At 68.9% G+C, this 15,009-nt stretch carries 15 protein-coding genes; 4 read left to right on the top strand and 11 right to left on the bottom strand.

From position 1 onward, the window contains the following. Positions 1-80: 80 nt before the first annotated feature. From FOZ74_RS10555 to FOZ74_RS10525, 7 genes are all read right to left on the bottom strand, one after another. Positions 81-977 (bottom strand): carbohydrate kinase family protein, encoded by an 897-nt coding sequence (locus FOZ74_RS10555; protein WP_146913026.1) that lies wholly within the window; start codon positions 975-977, stop codon positions 81-83. A gap of 23 nt (positions 978-1,000) precedes the next feature. Continuing rightward, the gene (locus tag FOZ74_RS10550; RefSeq protein ID WP_146913025.1) at positions 1,001-2,527 is read right to left on the bottom strand and encodes a zinc-ribbon and DUF3426 domain-containing protein; all 1,527 of its coding nucleotides are present in this window, start codon (positions 2,525-2,527) and stop codon (positions 1,001-1,003) included. A 45-nt stretch (positions 2,528-2,572) separates the two neighbouring features. Then, the gene (gene prmA / locus FOZ74_RS10545; protein ID WP_146914175.1) at positions 2,573-3,460 is read right to left on the bottom strand and encodes a 50S ribosomal protein L11 methyltransferase; all 888 of its coding nucleotides are present in this window, start codon (positions 3,458-3,460) and stop codon (positions 2,573-2,575) included. Positions 3,461-3,475: 15 nt separating this feature from the next. After that, positions 3,476-4,825 (bottom strand): acetyl-CoA carboxylase biotin carboxylase subunit, encoded by a 1,350-nt coding sequence (gene accC / locus FOZ74_RS10540; RefSeq protein ID WP_146913024.1) that lies wholly within the window; start codon positions 4,823-4,825, stop codon positions 3,476-3,478. 384 nt (positions 4,826-5,209) lie between these two features. Next, positions 5,210-5,674, bottom strand: coding sequence for an acetyl-CoA carboxylase biotin carboxyl carrier protein (gene accB / locus FOZ74_RS10535; protein ID WP_146913023.1), 465 nt, complete (start codon positions 5,672-5,674; stop codon positions 5,210-5,212). 111 nt (positions 5,675-5,785) lie between these two features. Then, entirely contained in the window at positions 5,786-6,370 is a 585-nt protein-coding gene (locus tag FOZ74_RS10530) for a TlpA family protein disulfide reductase (protein WP_146913022.1), read from the bottom strand. Continuing rightward, a complete protein-coding gene (locus FOZ74_RS10525) occupies positions 6,367-6,978 on the bottom strand; it encodes a hypothetical protein (protein WP_146914174.1) in 612 nt (203 codons plus the stop codon). Before FOZ74_RS10525 ends, FOZ74_RS10530 begins: the two co-directional genes overlap by 4 nt. A 150-nt stretch (positions 6,979-7,128) precedes the next feature. Here FOZ74_RS10525 and mpl point away from each other — a divergent pair, with 150 nt between their 5' ends. Further along, positions 7,129-8,520: a UDP-N-acetylmuramate:L-alanyl-gamma-D-glutamyl-meso-diaminopimelate ligase gene (mpl, locus tag FOZ74_RS10520; RefSeq protein WP_146913021.1), complete on the top strand. Its 1,392-nt coding sequence runs from the start codon at positions 7,129-7,131 to the stop codon at positions 8,518-8,520. Between the two features lie 134 nt (positions 8,521-8,654). On the opposite strand, the gene FOZ74_RS10515 is transcribed toward mpl, so the two are convergent. From FOZ74_RS10515 to glmS, 3 genes are all read right to left on the bottom strand, one after another. Beyond that, complete coding sequence (locus FOZ74_RS10515) at positions 8,655-9,230, bottom strand: YceI family protein (RefSeq protein WP_146913020.1); 576 nt, start codon at positions 9,228-9,230, stop codon at positions 8,655-8,657. A 156-nt stretch (positions 9,231-9,386) separates the two neighbouring features. Next, on the bottom strand, positions 9,387-10,274 hold the full coding sequence (locus FOZ74_RS10510; protein WP_146913019.1) for a DMT family transporter: 888 nt from the start codon (positions 10,272-10,274) through the stop codon (positions 9,387-9,389). Then, positions 10,271-12,175 carry a glutamine--fructose-6-phosphate transaminase (isomerizing) gene (glmS, locus tag FOZ74_RS10505; RefSeq protein WP_146913018.1) on the bottom strand — a complete coding sequence of 635 codons (1,905 nt, stop codon included), beginning with the start codon at positions 12,173-12,175 and terminating at the stop codon, positions 10,271-10,273. The genes FOZ74_RS10510 and glmS overlap by 4 nt, the downstream gene beginning before the upstream one ends. Positions 12,176-12,324: 149 nt before the next feature. Here glmS and FOZ74_RS10500 point away from each other — a divergent pair, with 149 nt between their 5' ends. The 3 genes from FOZ74_RS10500 to FOZ74_RS10490 all read left to right on the top strand — a co-directional run bounded on the left by FOZ74_RS10500 (position 12,325) and on the right by FOZ74_RS10490 (position 14,242). Then, positions 12,325-12,807 (top strand): Lrp/AsnC family transcriptional regulator, encoded by a 483-nt coding sequence (locus tag FOZ74_RS10500; protein WP_146913017.1) that lies wholly within the window; start codon positions 12,325-12,327, stop codon positions 12,805-12,807. A gap of 129 nt (positions 12,808-12,936) precedes the next feature. Next, positions 12,937-13,908, top strand: a complete 972-nt coding sequence (locus FOZ74_RS10495; protein WP_146913016.1) for a DnaJ C-terminal domain-containing protein — start codon at positions 12,937-12,939, stop codon at positions 13,906-13,908. A 1-nt stretch (position 13,909) separates the two neighbouring features. Next, the gene (locus FOZ74_RS10490) at positions 13,910-14,242 is read left to right on the top strand and encodes a chaperone modulator CbpM (protein ID WP_146913015.1); all 333 of its coding nucleotides are present in this window, start codon (positions 13,910-13,912) and stop codon (positions 14,240-14,242) included. Between the two features lie 10 nt (positions 14,243-14,252). Here FOZ74_RS10490 and FOZ74_RS10485 read toward each other — a convergent pair whose 3' ends face one another. Beyond that, positions 14,253-15,008: a sensor histidine kinase gene (locus tag FOZ74_RS10485; RefSeq protein WP_146913014.1), complete on the bottom strand. Its 756-nt coding sequence runs from the start codon at positions 15,006-15,008 to the stop codon at positions 14,253-14,255. Between the last annotated feature and the right edge of the window lies 1 nt (position 15,009).

Here is a 15,009-nt window from a genome sequence, read left to right as displayed (position 1 = left end):
GCCCGGAGGGTTTTGTCATTGCGCCCCGCGTCGCACGGCTGCGCTGCTGCCGCCCGCCGGCGGCGGGCCCGCAGCGCAACTCAGGCGACGGAAAAATCGAGGGTGTAGTTCTGCGGCCCTTCGTGCGCCACCTTGAGCGCGCCCAGGCGATTGCCCAGTTCAGCGCAGCGTGCAAGAGGCCAGCCGCGCTCCAGACCATAGAGCAGCGCGCCCCGCCAGGCGTCGCCGCAGCCCGTGGGGTCGCGCACCTCGCGCGGCTTTGCAGCAGCAAGGGCCTGGCTCTGCCCCTGCTCCCAGACCTCGCAGCCCTGGGCGCCCAGCGTGACGAAGAGGCCGCGCACCTGACGCGAAATCTGCGCCTTGCTCCAGCCGGTGCGCTCGCACAGCATCTGACCCTCATAGTCGTTGACCGCGACCCAGCTCGCCAGGCCCACGAAGCGGCGCAAGGCATCGCCATCGAACATGGGCAGGCCCTGGCCCGGATCGAACACGAAGGGGATGCCGGCGGCCGCCATCTGCTCGGCATGTTCGAGCATGGCTTCGCGTCCGTCCGGCGCGATGATGCCCACGCGCACGCCATCCTCGGCCACCACGCGGTTGCGGTGCGCAAGCGCCATCGCACCGGGATGGAAGGCGGTGATCTGGTTGTTGTCGCGGTCGGTCATGATCATGGCCTGCGCGGTGTAGACCTCGCTGAGCAGTTGCACCGCGTCGGTGCGTATGCCCAGCGTGCGCAGTCGCTCGAGATAGGCCTCGCCATCGCTGCCCAGCGTAGCCATGGGGCGCGGATCGCCGCCGAGCAGCTTGAGCGCATACGCGATGTTGCCGGCGCAACCGCCAAAGTCGCGGCGCAGGCCCGGCACCAGAAAGGACACGTTCAGGATATGCAACTGCTGCGGCAGGATCTGGTCGGCAAAACGCCCCTCGAATCCCATGATGGTGTCAAATGCCAGCGATCCGCAAATCAGTGCAGCCATGTCAGGTCCGTAGTCCGAAGAAATCAGGGATAAAAGGCGAGCAGGCGATAGCCGCTCACCCGCGCGGCGTCGGCATGCAGACGCAGCTGCAAGCCACCACTCCATTCGCCGTGCGCCGCAAGCTGCACCGGCGCGTTCAGCTCCTGAACGGATAGCACGCGGCGCAGCACAGGCTGCTCCTGCACGTCGAGCAGCGTGAGCTCGAAGGCGGGCATCGCGAGCGCCACCGAAGCCTTGTTGCGCACCAGCAGCTGCAGCGCGTAGCTTGCATCGTCAGCGTTCTGGCGCACGAAGGACGAGCCTTCGATGACGACGTCGGCAATGCGCCGCAACGGCGCCACGCGGCAGGCAAGCGGCTCGCACAGGCGCTCCAGCCAGGGCCGCGCCTCAGGGTAGGCGGCGGCGATACGGTCGCGCTCATGCAGCGCCAGCTGCAGGGCCAGCATGCCGATGAGTGCGAGCAAACCGAGAAACAGCACGGAGCGCACCAGGGGCCGACGCCAGAAGGCCTTGCGCCGCGCCGAACGCACGAAATCAAAATCATCGCCCGCGTCGTGCTCCGGGGACGGGAAGGATGGCACCTGCAACACCCGGGCGCCCGTCGACGCGGCCTGGGCGGCGCCAGCGCGCGCTTCGGGCTGCGGCTGGGGCTCCAGCGCCCACGATGGCTCCGCCTGCCCATCCCGGGATTGCGACAGTCCGGCGGCGGGCCTTGGTCCCGGTTCTGACTCCGGCTCCGAATCAGGCTCAAGTTCTACCTCGGGCTCGGGCTCGGGCTCGGGCTCGGGCTCGGGCTCGGGTTCTGGTTCTGGTTCTGGTTCTGGTTCTGGTTCTGGTTCAGGTTCAGGTTCAGGCTCAGGCTCAGGCTCCGCAGGGCTCTGCACAAGCGTTTGCGTCCCGGGCGACAGCGTTTCGTCCCAGGTCGGCTCCACCCTCGCTTCCAGGGCGTCGGCCTGCGCCAACGGCACCTCTGCTGGTCCTTCGAAATCCGACTCCTGCTGCAATCCCGATTCCGGCGGCGCGGCCGACCGCGGCCGCGCGTCGTCCACCGTCTCCCGCTGCGCCGGGGCCGCGGGCGCAGGAGCTTGCGGCGCATCGGCCGCCACGTCGACCGCGGGTTCCGCGGTAGGCGCCACCGCCCTCTCTGCGGACGGCCCGGCGGCATCGGGCACGGAAAACACCCGGGGCGCCGCAGCCTTCGGCTGCGGCAGTCCGGTAGTGCCCGTGGCCACCACGAAGTCGTGCAGATGGGCGCGCCAGCCTGCGGCGCTGCCGCGGGACGTCGGCGCGTCAGCCGCTGCCCGAAACCCGGGCGTCACATCCGGCGCTGTGGCCGCGGGCAGAGGCGGCGGATCGCGCGTGAGCTCGGGCGGCAGCGACAGCAGCGGCTCGGCCGGCAAGGTGGGCGCGAAGTCCTCAACCAAGCCTTCGAAGGCGTCGAAGATTTCCTTGCAGCGTCCGCAACGCACCCAGCCTTCGGCCAGGCGCAACTGGTCCGAGACGACCTTGAACGAGGTCCTGCAATGGGGGCAGCGCGTGATCTGGCTCATCGGGCAGCGATTGTAGAAAACGCCTGCAGCCAGCGCGCCCGCGCTTCAGCGGCTCGCGCTCATCAGTATCCAGCCGTCCTCGTGGTCTGCCACTTCCAGTGCCAGCCAGGGGGCATAGGCCTGACGCAGCTCGTCGGCCTGGCGCTCGAGGATGCCGGCAAGCACCAGCCGGCCTCCGTCGGCCACATGCGCGCACAGCAGTGGCGCCAGCACCTTCAGCGGCGTTGCCAGGATGTTGGCGAGCACGGTACCGTAGACACCCTGGGCGAGCTCCGGCGTGCCGGCGTTGAGCTGCAGGGCATTGGCCCGGGCGTTGGCGCGCGTGGCCTGCACCGCCGCCTCGTCAATGTCCACCGCATCGATCTCGCGCGCGCCGAAGCGGGCCGCCCCCATGGCCAGGATGCCGGAGCCGCAGCCGTAATCGAGCACGCGGTGCGCGCCCACATGTTCGGCGTGCGCGGCAAGCCAGCGCAGGCACATGCGCGTGGTCGGATGCGTGCCGGTGCCGAAGGCCATGCCCGGGTCCAGCCGTATGGCAAGCCGCGCCTGCGCAGGCGGCTCGTGCCAGGTGGGGACGATCCAGAATTCGGGCGTGATCTGCACCGGCGCAAACTGGGCTTGCGTGAGGCCTACCCAGTCCTGCTCGGCGACGGGCGCCACGCCGATCAGCGTGCAGTCCGCGAAGAAATCCTGCAGCAGCAGCAGCGCGGCGGCCTCGTCCGCCGCCTCGTGGCTGGCGAACAGCGCGCTCACCCGGCTGCGCTGCCAGCCCTGCTGGGGTGCAGGCATGCCAGGCTCGCCGAACAGCGGGCGTTCGTGCTCGGTCAGTGCATCGGCATCTTCAACCGAGACGCTGAGCGCGTCCAGCGCATCGAGCGCCTCGCTCATCGGCTCGACCCCCGCCTCGGGGCAGAGCAGGCGCAACTCGAACAGGCCCATCGCGCGTCGTCAGCGCTTGCGCGCCGCGAGCCACTCTTCAAGATAGTGGATGCTGGTGCCGCCGGCGACGAAGCGCGCATCCACCATGAGTTCGCTGTGCAGCGGGATGTTGGAGGAAATGCCCTCGACCACGGTTTCGTTGAGCGCGGTGCGCATGCGCGCCAGCGCCTGCTCGCGGGTGTCGCCATGCACGATGATCTTGCCGATCATGGAGTCGTAGTTCGGCGGCACGTAGTAGTTGGTGTAGATGTGCGAATCCACCCGCACGCCCGGTCCGCCCGGCGCATGCCACTTGGTGATGCGCCCCGGCGAAGGGGTGAACTTGTAGGGGTCCTCGGCATTGATGCGGCACTCGATGGCGTGACCCCGCACCTGCACGTGTTTCTGCGCGAAATCGAGCTTCTCGCCCGCCGCCACCTTGATCTGCCAGCGCACGATGTCCACGCCGGTGATCCATTCGGTCACCGGGTGCTCGACCTGCACGCGGGTGTTCATCTCGATGAAGTAGAACTCGCCGTTTTCGTACAGGAATTCGAAGGTGCCCGCGCCGCGGTAGCCGATCTTCTTGCAGGCGCTGACGCAGCGCTCGCCGATCTTCTCGATCTGCTTGCGCGGTATGCCCAGCGCCGGCGCCTCTTCCACCACCTTCTGGTGGCGCCGCTGCATGGAGCAGTCGCGCTCGGCCAGGTAGACCGCGTTCTTGTGCTTGTCCGCGAGGATCTGGATCTCGATGTGGCGCGGGTTCTGCAGGAATTTTTCCATGTAGACCGCAGGGTTGCCGAAAGCCGCCTCGGCCTCGGCCTTGGTCAGCTGCACCGCATTGATCAGCGCCGCCTCGGTGTGCACCTCGCGCATGCCGCGCCCGCCACCGCCGCCCGCGGCCTTGATGATGACGGGGTAGCCTATGCTCTTGGCGATCTTGCGCCACTGCGCCGGGTCGTCGGGCAGTTCGCCATCGGAGCCGGGGACGCAGGGCACGCCGGCCTTGATCATCGCCCTCTTGGCCGAGACCTTGTCGCCCATCATGCGGATGTTCTCGGGCGTCGGGCCGATGAACTGGAAGCCGCTTTGCTCCACGCGCTCGGCAAAGTCGGCGTTTTCCGACAGGAAGCCATAGCCGGGGTGGATGGCTTCGGCGTCCGTCACCTCGGCGGCCGAGATGATCGCCGGCATGTTGAGGTAGGACTGCGCAGACGGCGCGGGGCCTATGCACACCGCCTCGTCGGCGAGCTTGACGTACTTGGCGTCGCGGTCGGCCTCGGAATAGACCATCACGGCCTTGACGCCGAGCTCGGCGCAGGCGCGCTGGATGCGAAGGGCGATTTCGCCGCGATTGGCGACCAGAATCTTTTTAAACATGGCTGCTCTCGCGGCTCATCGCCCGCGCGCTGGCGCGCGCCAGTGCGATTTGCTTCGCCTTGCCTGCGGCAAGAACGCCGCGATTGGCGACCAGAATCTTTTTAAACATGGCTGCTCTCGCGGCTCATCGCCCGCGCGCTGGCGCGCGCCAGTGCGATTTGCTTCGCCTTGCCTGCGGCAAGAACGCCGCGATTGGCGACCAGAATCTTTTTAAACATGGCTGCTCTCGCGGCTCATCGCCCGCGCGCTGGCGCGCGCCAGTGCGATTTGCTTCGCCTTGCCTGCGGCAAGAACGCCGCGATTGGCGACCAGAATTTTCTTGAACATGGCGTCCTTGTGCTTGGCTGATCGGGCGCCCGGGGTCGACCCCGGCGCCCAGACACATCACTCGATGACGAACAGGGGCTGGCCGTATTCGACCGCCTGGCCGTTTTCCGCGAGCACGCGGGTGATGACGCCGCTCTGGTCTGCCTCGATCTCGTTGAGGATCTTCATGGCTTCGATGATGCACAGCACGTCGCCCTCCTTGACGTGGCTGCCCACGTCCACGAAGGCCGCGCCGCCCGGGCTGGACGAGCGATAGAAGGTCCCGACCATAGGCGACTTGACCACGTTGCCGGCAATGGCCTCTTCGGCCGGGGCCGCGGCCGGCGCAGGCGCAGCCTGGGCCGGCACCTGCACCACGGACGCCGGAGCGGGCGCCTGCATCGCCATGGGCACCATCTGGCCGGCCGCCCCCGCGCCGCTCTTGACGATGCGCACCTTGCCCTCGGCCTCGGTGATTTCCAGTTCGGAGACGTTCGACTCGGATACGAGATCGATCAGAGTCTTGAGTTTTCGCAAATCCATGAATATTCCAAAATGATGCGAACAAGCGGCAATTTACCGCAATCTGCATTCAACAGACAAATTCTTGCGGAACTTATTGGCTTGCCCGGAGGGCGCGACCGAAGGCGGAATTCAGAGGGCAGCCCGCCACTGCTGCAGGTCGACGCTTGAAAGTTCGCCGATTTTACGCTCGACGATCTGGCCGCTCGGCGCGAATAAGACGGAGAAGGGCAAACCGCCGCCGGGGTTGCCCAGACCGCGCACCAGCGCCAGTCCCGCCGCTCCCGGCAAGGCCTGCGGAAAGCCGAGCGGCGTGCGCTGCAGGAAGCTGCGCACGCTGGCCAGCTGGTCTATGGCCAGGCCCAGCACCTGCCAACCCTGGGCCTGGTGCGCCGCGTGGAAGGCGTTCAGGCGCGGCAGCTCCTGCACGCAGGGCGGACACCAGGTGGCCCAGAAGTTGAGCAGCAGCGGGCGCCCGCGGAATGCCGCCATCGCCAGCGGCTCGCCCTGGGGGCTTTCGAAGCTGGAAGACCAGAATTGCGCCAGCGCCTGCGCGTCCTCGTTGCGCGGACTGAAGCGCCACCACGCCAGGCCCGCACCCGTAGCGGCCGCCGCCAGGCCCACGCCCAGCAACAGCCCATGCCGGCGCTGCCTGCTCGCGGGACCGGCAACGCCGGTGGCGGCGTCCCTGGCTTCGCTGTGCTCTTGCGCGTTCATGGTGCGAGCGTAGCAGACCCGTCGCCCTGCAGGAGGCGCTGCACCGCGGCGATGTCGCCACGCGGCAGGCGCCCGCGCGGATCGGTGCGCAGGGCGCCACGCAGGTCATCGAGGTCGTAGATCAGCAGGTGTACCCAGACGTCTTCATTGAACTCGGCCAGCCTGGCCGGTACCGCCAGGGCGTCGACCTGCTCGCCGCGCAGGCCGGTGGTGGTGTGCGGCTCATAGCTTTGCTGCAGATTGATCAGGGCGATTTCGGCCGACTTCGGATCGTCGCAGAACAGCGAAATCACCACGTCGCTGCGCCGCGTGGCCGTGCCCCACCAGACCGCGCCGCCAAGATAGGGGCGAAACGCCTGCATGCGCCGCATCCAGGCCAGCGCCAGCTCGCGCAGCGCACGCAGCTCGCCCGGCTGGGTGTCGGCGTGAAACAGCGCGATGTGTTCACGCACCGCGTCTTCCAGCTGCAGGTTGTCGGGCAGCGGTGTGCGCGCCGGCAGGCCCAGCTCGCGCAGCGCCCGGCGCTTGGCACTGCCCCAGTCCATGCCTTCGTCCACCGCCAGGCGGGCGGCCGTCTGCAGGATCTCGGTGGTGTGGTCGGCGCGCATGCGCCACAGGATGCCACAGCCGCGGCGCCCGGCCTCGCAGGTCGGTAGATCAAACACCATCAATTTGCTAGCTGCTCGCGCTTTATCCACGGGCGTTGAAGCCCGATTTGGCTTGAAATTCTTGGCAGATGAACCGCTTAGAATCGGCCCATGCACATCCACATTCTTGGCATCTGCGGCACCTTCATGGGCGGGGTGGCGGCGCTGGCGCGCGAGGCGGGGCACCGGGTGACGGGCTGCGACGCGGGCGTCTATCCGCCGATGAGCGAGCAGCTGCGCGCGCTCGGCATCGAGCTGATCGAAGGCTACGGCGCCGACCAGCTGCAGCTCAAGCCCGACGTGTTCGTGGTCGGCAACGTCGTAAGCCGCGTGCACCTGGCCGATGGCACGGCCAGATTCCCGTTGATGGAAGCGATTCTGGACGCCGGCCTGCCCTACACCAGCGGGCCGCAATGGCTGGCCGAACACGTGCTGGCGGACCGCCACGTGCTGGCCGTGGCCGGCACGCACGGCAAGACCACGACCAGCGCCATGCTCGCCTGGCTGCTCGATGCCTGCGGGCTTGCACCCGGCTTCCTGGTGGGCGGCGTGCCGCTGAACTTCGGCGTTTCGGCGCGCCTGGGCCAGCAGGCCGCGGGCCAGGCGCGGCCGCTGTTCGTGATCGAGGCCGACGAGTACGACACCGCCTTCTTCGACAAGCGCAGCAAGTTCGTGCACTACCGCCCGCGCACCGCGGTGCTGAACAACCTGGAGTTCGACCACGCCGACATCTTCCCGGACCTGGCGGCGATCGAGCGCCAGTTCCACCACCTGGTGCGCACCGTGCCGCAGAGCGGGCGCGTCGTCGTCAACCGCGATGCGGAGAGCCTGGAGCGCGTGCTGGCCCAGGGCGTGTGGAGCGAGGTGGCCGGCTTTGGCACAAGCGCCGGCGACTTCCGCGCCCGGGGCGAGCCGCACGACTTCGAGGTGCTGCGCAGCGGCCAGGGCCTGGGCCGCGTGCGCTGGAAGCTGACGGGCACGCACAACCAGATGAACGCCCTGGCCGCGATCGCCGCCGCCGAACACGTGGGCGTGGCGCCCGCGCAGGCAGCGCAGGCGCTGGCGGACTTCGAGAACGTGCGCCGGCGCATGGAGCTGCGCGGCACGGCGGGCGGCATCGCGGTCTACGACGACTTCGCCCACCACCCTACGGCAATCCGCACCACGCTGGACGGTCTGCGCCGACGCGTGGGCCCGCAAGCACGCATCCTGGCGGTCTTCGAGCCGCGCAGCAACACCATGAAGCTGGGCACCATGAAGGCGCGGCTGCCCTGGTCGCTCGAGGCCGCGGACCTTGCCTTCTGCCACACCCTGGGTCTGGACTGGGACGCCGCCGCAGCGCTCGCGCCCCTGGGCCAGCGCGCCTGGGCCGGCGGGGACTTGAACACGCTGGTGGCGCAGGTGGCAAAGGCGGCGCGGCCGGGCGACCATGTCGTCTGCATGAGCAACGGCAGCTTTGGGGGCATTCATGCGATGCTGCTGGAAATGCTCTCAAACCGATAGCTTGCCGCGCTTTCCCAGCAAGGGATTTGGCCATATTTCTTCACCCATTCCCCAGCCTGCCGGCCCGCCGGTGGGCACACGTCTCCAGCCAGGCGGCATGACCACGCCACGCACGGCGCCGGCGCCTCACCGCCTCACTGCCGAAATGCCTCGATCGTCGCGGTGATGCGAACGCTCTTGGGCATGCCCACGGCCACCAGGTAATCCATGCCCCACTCGGTGCGGTCGATCACCGCCTCGAAGTCGCCGCCGCAGGCCTCGGTCTTGGCGCGCTTGTTCGGGTAGCACTTGAACTGCAGCGCCTTGAGCGTCAGCGGCCGGGTCTGGCCGAGCAGCGTGAGCTGGCCCGCGACCTGCACGAGCCGCTCGCCGTCGAAGTCCAGCCGGTCGGCGACGAAGCGCATCGTCGGGTGCCTGGCGGCGTCGAACAGATCGGGGCTCTTCAGGTGTTCGTCAAAACCCCTGGAGCCGCTGTAGATGCTGTTCGTGTCCACCGTGATGTCGAACTGCCCCTGCCGGGCCGCCGGGTCGTAGCGCACGCTGCCGCTCACGGCGTCGAAACGCCCGCGGTTGACCGAGGCGCCGTAGTGGTCGATGGCGAAGGTGACGTAGGTGTGGTCCGCGTCGATCTGGTAGCTGGCGGGTTCGGCCCGGGCGGCGCCCATGCCCAGCGCGAGTGCGGCAGCAAGCAGGCAAGCGGTCTTCTTCATGGCGGACGGTCCTTGTGGTGGGCGCACTCGGCGCGGTTGGGAGGTGCGCAAAAGCGCAGGTCTGCACGCGATGGATGAGGGCGGCGGATCAGGGTTCAATGCCGCCGGCGCACTTGTTTGATCTGCATCAGGAAGGGCGAGCAGGCACCAGCCTGCTCAGACCTTGCGCCGCAGGCCCATGCCGCTCACCGTGACAAGCCCGAGAACAATGAGCACGATACCCAGTCCCTCGGCCGCATCCGGGCGCTCGCCAAGCAAGCCCCAGGCCATCAGGATGGCGGTGATCGGCACGCACAGGCTGGACAGGCCGGCCACCGTCGCGGGCAGCCGGTCAATGATCAGAAACCACAGCACCCAGGCCAGGCTGGAAGCGAACACCGCCGCGTACAGCAGCCCCAGAACCATGCCCGTGGTCCATTCGATCGCGCGCTGGGGCACCAGCCAGGCCACCAGCGCCAGCATGAGGCTGCCCAGCAGCATCTGCCAGGCGGTGAAGGACAGCGCAGGCGGGCGGTGCAGCTGGAACATGCGCTTGGTCAGCACCGTGCCCAGGCCCCACAGGCCGCCACTGGCCAGCGCCAGCAGCGTGCTCTGGCCGCTGCCCAGCGCATGCCAGGGTTCGATGATGAACACCAGGCCGACGACGGCCAGCGCGATGCCTGCCCACTGGCGCCGGCCGGGACGCTCGCGCAACAGCCACCAGGCAAACAGCACCGACCAGAAGGGCATGGTGTAGGCCAGCATGGACACGCGCCCCGCGCCGCCGCTGACCAGCGCCCACTGCGACAGCCCCTGGAAGGCCGCCGTCTGGCACAGCCCCACCGCCAGCGTCAGGCCCAGCGGCGGCGGCCTGAGCGAATGGCCGCGCAGCACCAGCACCGCGAACAGCACCAGCGCACCCAGGCCGAAGCGCAGCGCCGCAAAGTCGAACGGGCCGGCCCAGCGCATGACCTGCTTCATCACGATCCAGCTGTAAGCCCAGATCGCGACCATGAGCGCGAGCGCCAGCAGTGCGCCGCGCCTGGATGGGGGGGCACCGCTCATTCCACCGTCACGCTCTTGGCCAGGTTGCGCGGCTTGTCCACGTCGGTGCCGCGCGCGCAGGCGGTGTGGTAGGCGAGCAGCTGCAGCGGCACCACGTGCAGCAGCGGGCTGAGCTGGCCGTAGTGCTCGGGCATGCGGATCACGTGCATGCCCTCGCTGCTCTCGATCTGGGTGTCGGCGTCGGCCAGCACGTAGAGCACGCCGCCGCGCGCGCGCACCTCCTGCAGGTTGCTCTTGAGCTTTTCCAGCAGCGCATCGTGCGGCGCCACCGCCACCACCGGCATGCTGCTGGTGACCAGCGCCAGCGGCCCGTGCTTGAGCTCGCCCGCGGGGTAGGCCTCGGCGTGGATGTAGCTGATCTCCTTCAATTTCAGCGCGCCTTCGAGTGCGATCGGATAGTGCAGGCCGCGGCCCAGAAAGAGCGCATTTTCCTTCTTGGCGAATTCGTCCGCCCAGCCCATGATCTGCGGCTCCAGCGCCAGCACCGCCTGCAGCGCCACCGGCAGGTGGCGCATGGTCTTGAGCTGCGCCGCCTCCTGCTCGGGCGTGAGCCGGCCCTTGGTCTGGGCCAGCGCCAGGGTCAGCAGAAACAGGCCCGCCAGCTGCGTGGTGAAAGCCTTGGTGCTGGCCACGCCGATTTCCACCCCGGCGCGCGTGACGTAGGCAAGCTTGCATTCGCGCACCATGGCGCTGGTGGCCACGTTGCAGATGGTCAGCGTGTGCTGCATGCCCAGGCTTTGCGCGTGGCGCAGCGCGGCCAGGGTGTCCGCCGTCTCGCCGCTCTGGCTGATGGTGACGACGAGCGTGCGCGGATCGGGCACGCTGGTGCGGTAGCGGTATTCGCTGGCCACCTCCACCTGGGTCGGGATGGCGGCGATGTCCTCGAGCCAGTATTTGGCGGTGCAGCCGCTGTAGTAGCTGGTGCCGCAGGCCAGGATCAGCACGCGGTCTATCTCCTTGAACACGCGCCAGGCGGCGGCATGGGGGCCGTCAAACAGCTCGGGCACGACGGCCTCGATGCCGTCCAGCGTGTCGGCAATGGCGCGCGGCTGCTCGAAGATTTCCTTCTGCATGTAATGGCGGTACGGCCCCAGCTCCGCCGCGCCGCTGTGCGCGGCCACGGTGCGCACCGGGCGCTGCTGCGCATCCATCGGTTTGCCGCCCTGCGTGGTGAGCCAATAGCGCCCCGGCTGCAGGTCCACCAGGTCGCCCTCTTCCAGATAGACGATCTGGTCGCTCACGCCGGCCAGCGCCATGGCGTCGCTGGCCAGGTAGTGCTCGCCCGCCTGCGCGCCCGTGCCCACGCCCAGCACCAGCGGCGAGCCGGCGCGGGCGCCCACCACGCGGTGCGGTTCGTCCTTGTGGATGACCGCTATGGCATAGGCGCCGCGCAACTGCTGCACGGCCTGCCGCACCGCGGCAAACAGGTCGCCGTCGTAGAGGCTGTCGATGAGGTGGGCGATGACTTCGGTGTCGGTCTGGCTGGCGAACTCGTAGCCGCGCGAGCGCAGGTGCGTGCGCAGCGCCTCGTAGTTCTCGATGATGCCGTTGTGCACCAGCGCCACATGGCCGCCGCGCGTGGAGTCGGCCGGTGCCACGTTCGGGCCGTAGCTGGCGTGCGGATGGGCGTTGAACACCGCCGGCGCGCCGTGCGTGGCCCAGCGGGTGTGGGCGATGCCGGTGGCGCCCTGCAGATGCTCGTGCTGCACCTGGGCCATGAGCTCGGCCACGCGGGCCGTGCTGCGCGCGCGGCGCAGGCCGCCGGCGCCGGTGTTGCCCAGGCTGGCCTCATGCACCGCCACGCCGCAGGAGTCATAGCCGCGGTATTCGAGCCGCTGCAGCCCCTGCACCAGGATGGGAACGATGTTGCGCGACGCAACGGCCGCCACGATGCCGCACATGTCTGAACCCTCACGATGAATCGCAAAGGCCCGATGCTAGGGCTGGAACGTGTTTTTTGCAGGTCATTTTTCAGCGTGTTTTGATCAAAAATTGCATCGACTCTGGATAATGCAATTTTCATTCATTTTGTATTTCAAAACGAAATTCCATGTACACGCCCGATGCCACCGATCTCGCCCTGCTCGCACTGTTGCAGCACGACGCCACACCCAGCAACCAGGCGCTGGCACAGGCGGTGGGCATCTCGCCCGCCACCTGCCTGCGCCGGCTGCGCACGCTGCGGCGCGAAGGTTTGATCGAGCGCCAGGTGGCGCTGCTCTCGCACGACAGGCTGGCGAGCGCTCTCGGGCATGGCCTGGCCGCGATCGTCGAGGTCACGCTCGACCGCCAGGGCGCCGAGCTGCTCGACGCCTTCGAGGCGCGCGCGGTGGCCGAGGCGGCGGTGCAGCAGTGCTGGCGCGTCTCGCCCGGGCCGGACTTCGTGCTGGTGGTGCAACTGCGCGACATGCCGGCCTATCAGGCGCTGGCGCAGCGCCTGTTCACCCAGGACGCGAACGTGCGCAACGTGCGCGCCTTCTTCGCGACGCGGCGTGCAAAATTCCAGACAAATCTGCCTCTCGGGCAAGTCTGACAAGCGCTTGCAGCTATGTTTTTCAAGTTGCCCCGCTCCGCTTTTGCCGCATCGCTCTTGACCTTGGGGCGCTTCGCCGTAATCTGTGGCTGATGCATCGCCGCTGACAGGAAGCGGCAGGGAGCGAGCATGGAGTTCAAGGATTACTACAGGATCCTGGGCGTGGCACGCGACGCCGGCAGCGAAGAGATCAAGAAGGCCTACCGCCGCCTGGCGCGCAAATACCACCCGGACGTGAGCAAGGAAAAAGACGCCTCGGCGCGCATGGCCGAGGTCAATGAGGCCAACGCCGTGCTCTCCGACCCCGAGAAGCGCGCCGCCTACGACGCGCTGGGCAGCGGCGGGGCACAGGCCGGTGCGCAGGACTTTCGCCCGCCGCCCCACTGGGACGCGGGCTACGAATTTTCCGGTGCGCCCGGCGCCGCCGGCGGCATGGACGAGGCGCAGTTCAGCGAATTCTTCGAGCAGCTGTTCGGCCGCGCCGCACAGGCACGCCGGGGCCAGGGGCGCGCATCCACCGCCAGCGCCCAGCGCGGCGCGGACCACCATGCGCGCATCGAGCTCGACCTGCGCGACGCCTACCAGGGCGGCGAGCGCCTGCTCACCCTGCAGGGCGCGCATCTGGACGCGCAAGGCCATCTGGTACGTGAGGAGCGCCAGGTGCAGGTCAAGATCCCCAAGGGCGTGCGCGAGGGCCAGTTGATCCGCCTCAGCGGCCAGGGCGGACCGGGCCTGAACGGCGCGCCGGCTGGCGACCTGTTCCTTGAGGTCCTGTTCAAACCCGACGCGCGCTGGCGCACCCAGGACCGCGACGTCTACCTGAGCGTGCCCGTCGCCCCCTGGGAGGCGGAGCTGGGCGGCCCGATCGAGGTGAGCACCCCCGGCGGCGCCACCGTGCAGGTGACGGTGCCGGCGCGCTTCAAGAGCGGGCGCAAGCTGCGCCTGAAAGAGCGCGGCATACCGGCCGCCACGCCGGGCGACCTCTACCTGGAGCTGCAGGTGGCGCTGCCGGCCGCCGAAACGCCCGCCCAGCAGCAGGCCTACCGCACCCTGGCCGAGGCCTTTCCCCAGTTTGCGCCGCGCACGGCGGCAGGAGTCTGAGATGTCGCAAGCCACCGAACTGCACCGCGCGATGATGCAAATCCTGGACGACAGCGCCTGCCTGAGCGTGCAAGAACTGGCCCACGCCACGCAGATGCAGCCCGAATGGGTGCTGGAGCGGCTGAGCGCAGGGCTGCTGCAGGGCGAGCTGCAAGGCGGCCAGTGGCGCTGCCTGGGCACCACCGTGGTGCGCGCGCGCCGTCTGGCGCAACTGGAAACCACCTTCGACGCCGATCCGCAGCTGGCGGCGCTGACCGCCGACCTGATGGAAGAAGTGGCGCAGCTGCGCCGCCAGCTTCAGCAACTGCAGCGCCACCTGAGCGAGGCGCTCTGAGCCCGCCGCCTCAGACTGGGGCGGCCGGCCAGTGCAGGGTGACGGTGCAGCCCCGGCCCGCGCCGGGACTGTCGGCCGCAATCCGCGCGCCGTGGCGCTCGGCAATGCGCCGGCACAGCGCCAGACCCGCGCCCACGCCCGGGAAGTCGCCCTCACGGTGCAGGCTCTGGAAGACCTGGAACAGCGAGTCCGCCCGCGCCGGGTCGAAGCCCGCACCCTGGTCGGCAACCTCCATCTGCACCTGCTCGCCCACGCGGCGGGCGCTGACCTGCACCAATGCCTGCGCGCTGCCCTGCGAGAACTTCACCGCGTTGCCCAGCAGCTGCTCCAGCAGCTGCTCCAGCAGCGCCGCATCGGCCTGCACCGCCGGCATGGGGGCCTGGATCGCCCAGCGCACGCCCGATGCGCCCGGCAGCCGCGCCTGCGCCGCCCGCACCGCGGCCTGCAGATCCACCGCCGCCAGATGCAGCGGCGCGCGGCCGGCGCGGCTGATGGCGAGCAGCCCGTCGAGCATCTGCCCCATGTGCCGGGCCGAACGCTGCAGCGTGGCGGCGAAGTCCAGCGCCTCGCCCAGCGGCTGCGGCGGCGGATCCACCTCGGCCAGCACCTCGCGCAGCAGACCGGCGTAGGACACCACATGGCGCAGCGGTGCGCGCAGGTCGTGCGAAACGGCGTGCAGCAGCTCGTCGTGGGCAGCGCCGAGGCTGCGCAGCTGCGCGCGCAGCGCATCGCGCTCGGCACTCAGGTGCTGCAGCTCGGGCGACATC

Source organism: Comamonas flocculans (assembly GCF_007954405.1).
In the GTDB taxonomy this organism is placed as follows: Bacteria; Pseudomonadota; Gammaproteobacteria; order Burkholderiales; family Burkholderiaceae_C; genus Comamonas_C; species Comamonas_C flocculans.
This window is presented reverse-complemented; position numbering and strand designations above follow the sequence as displayed.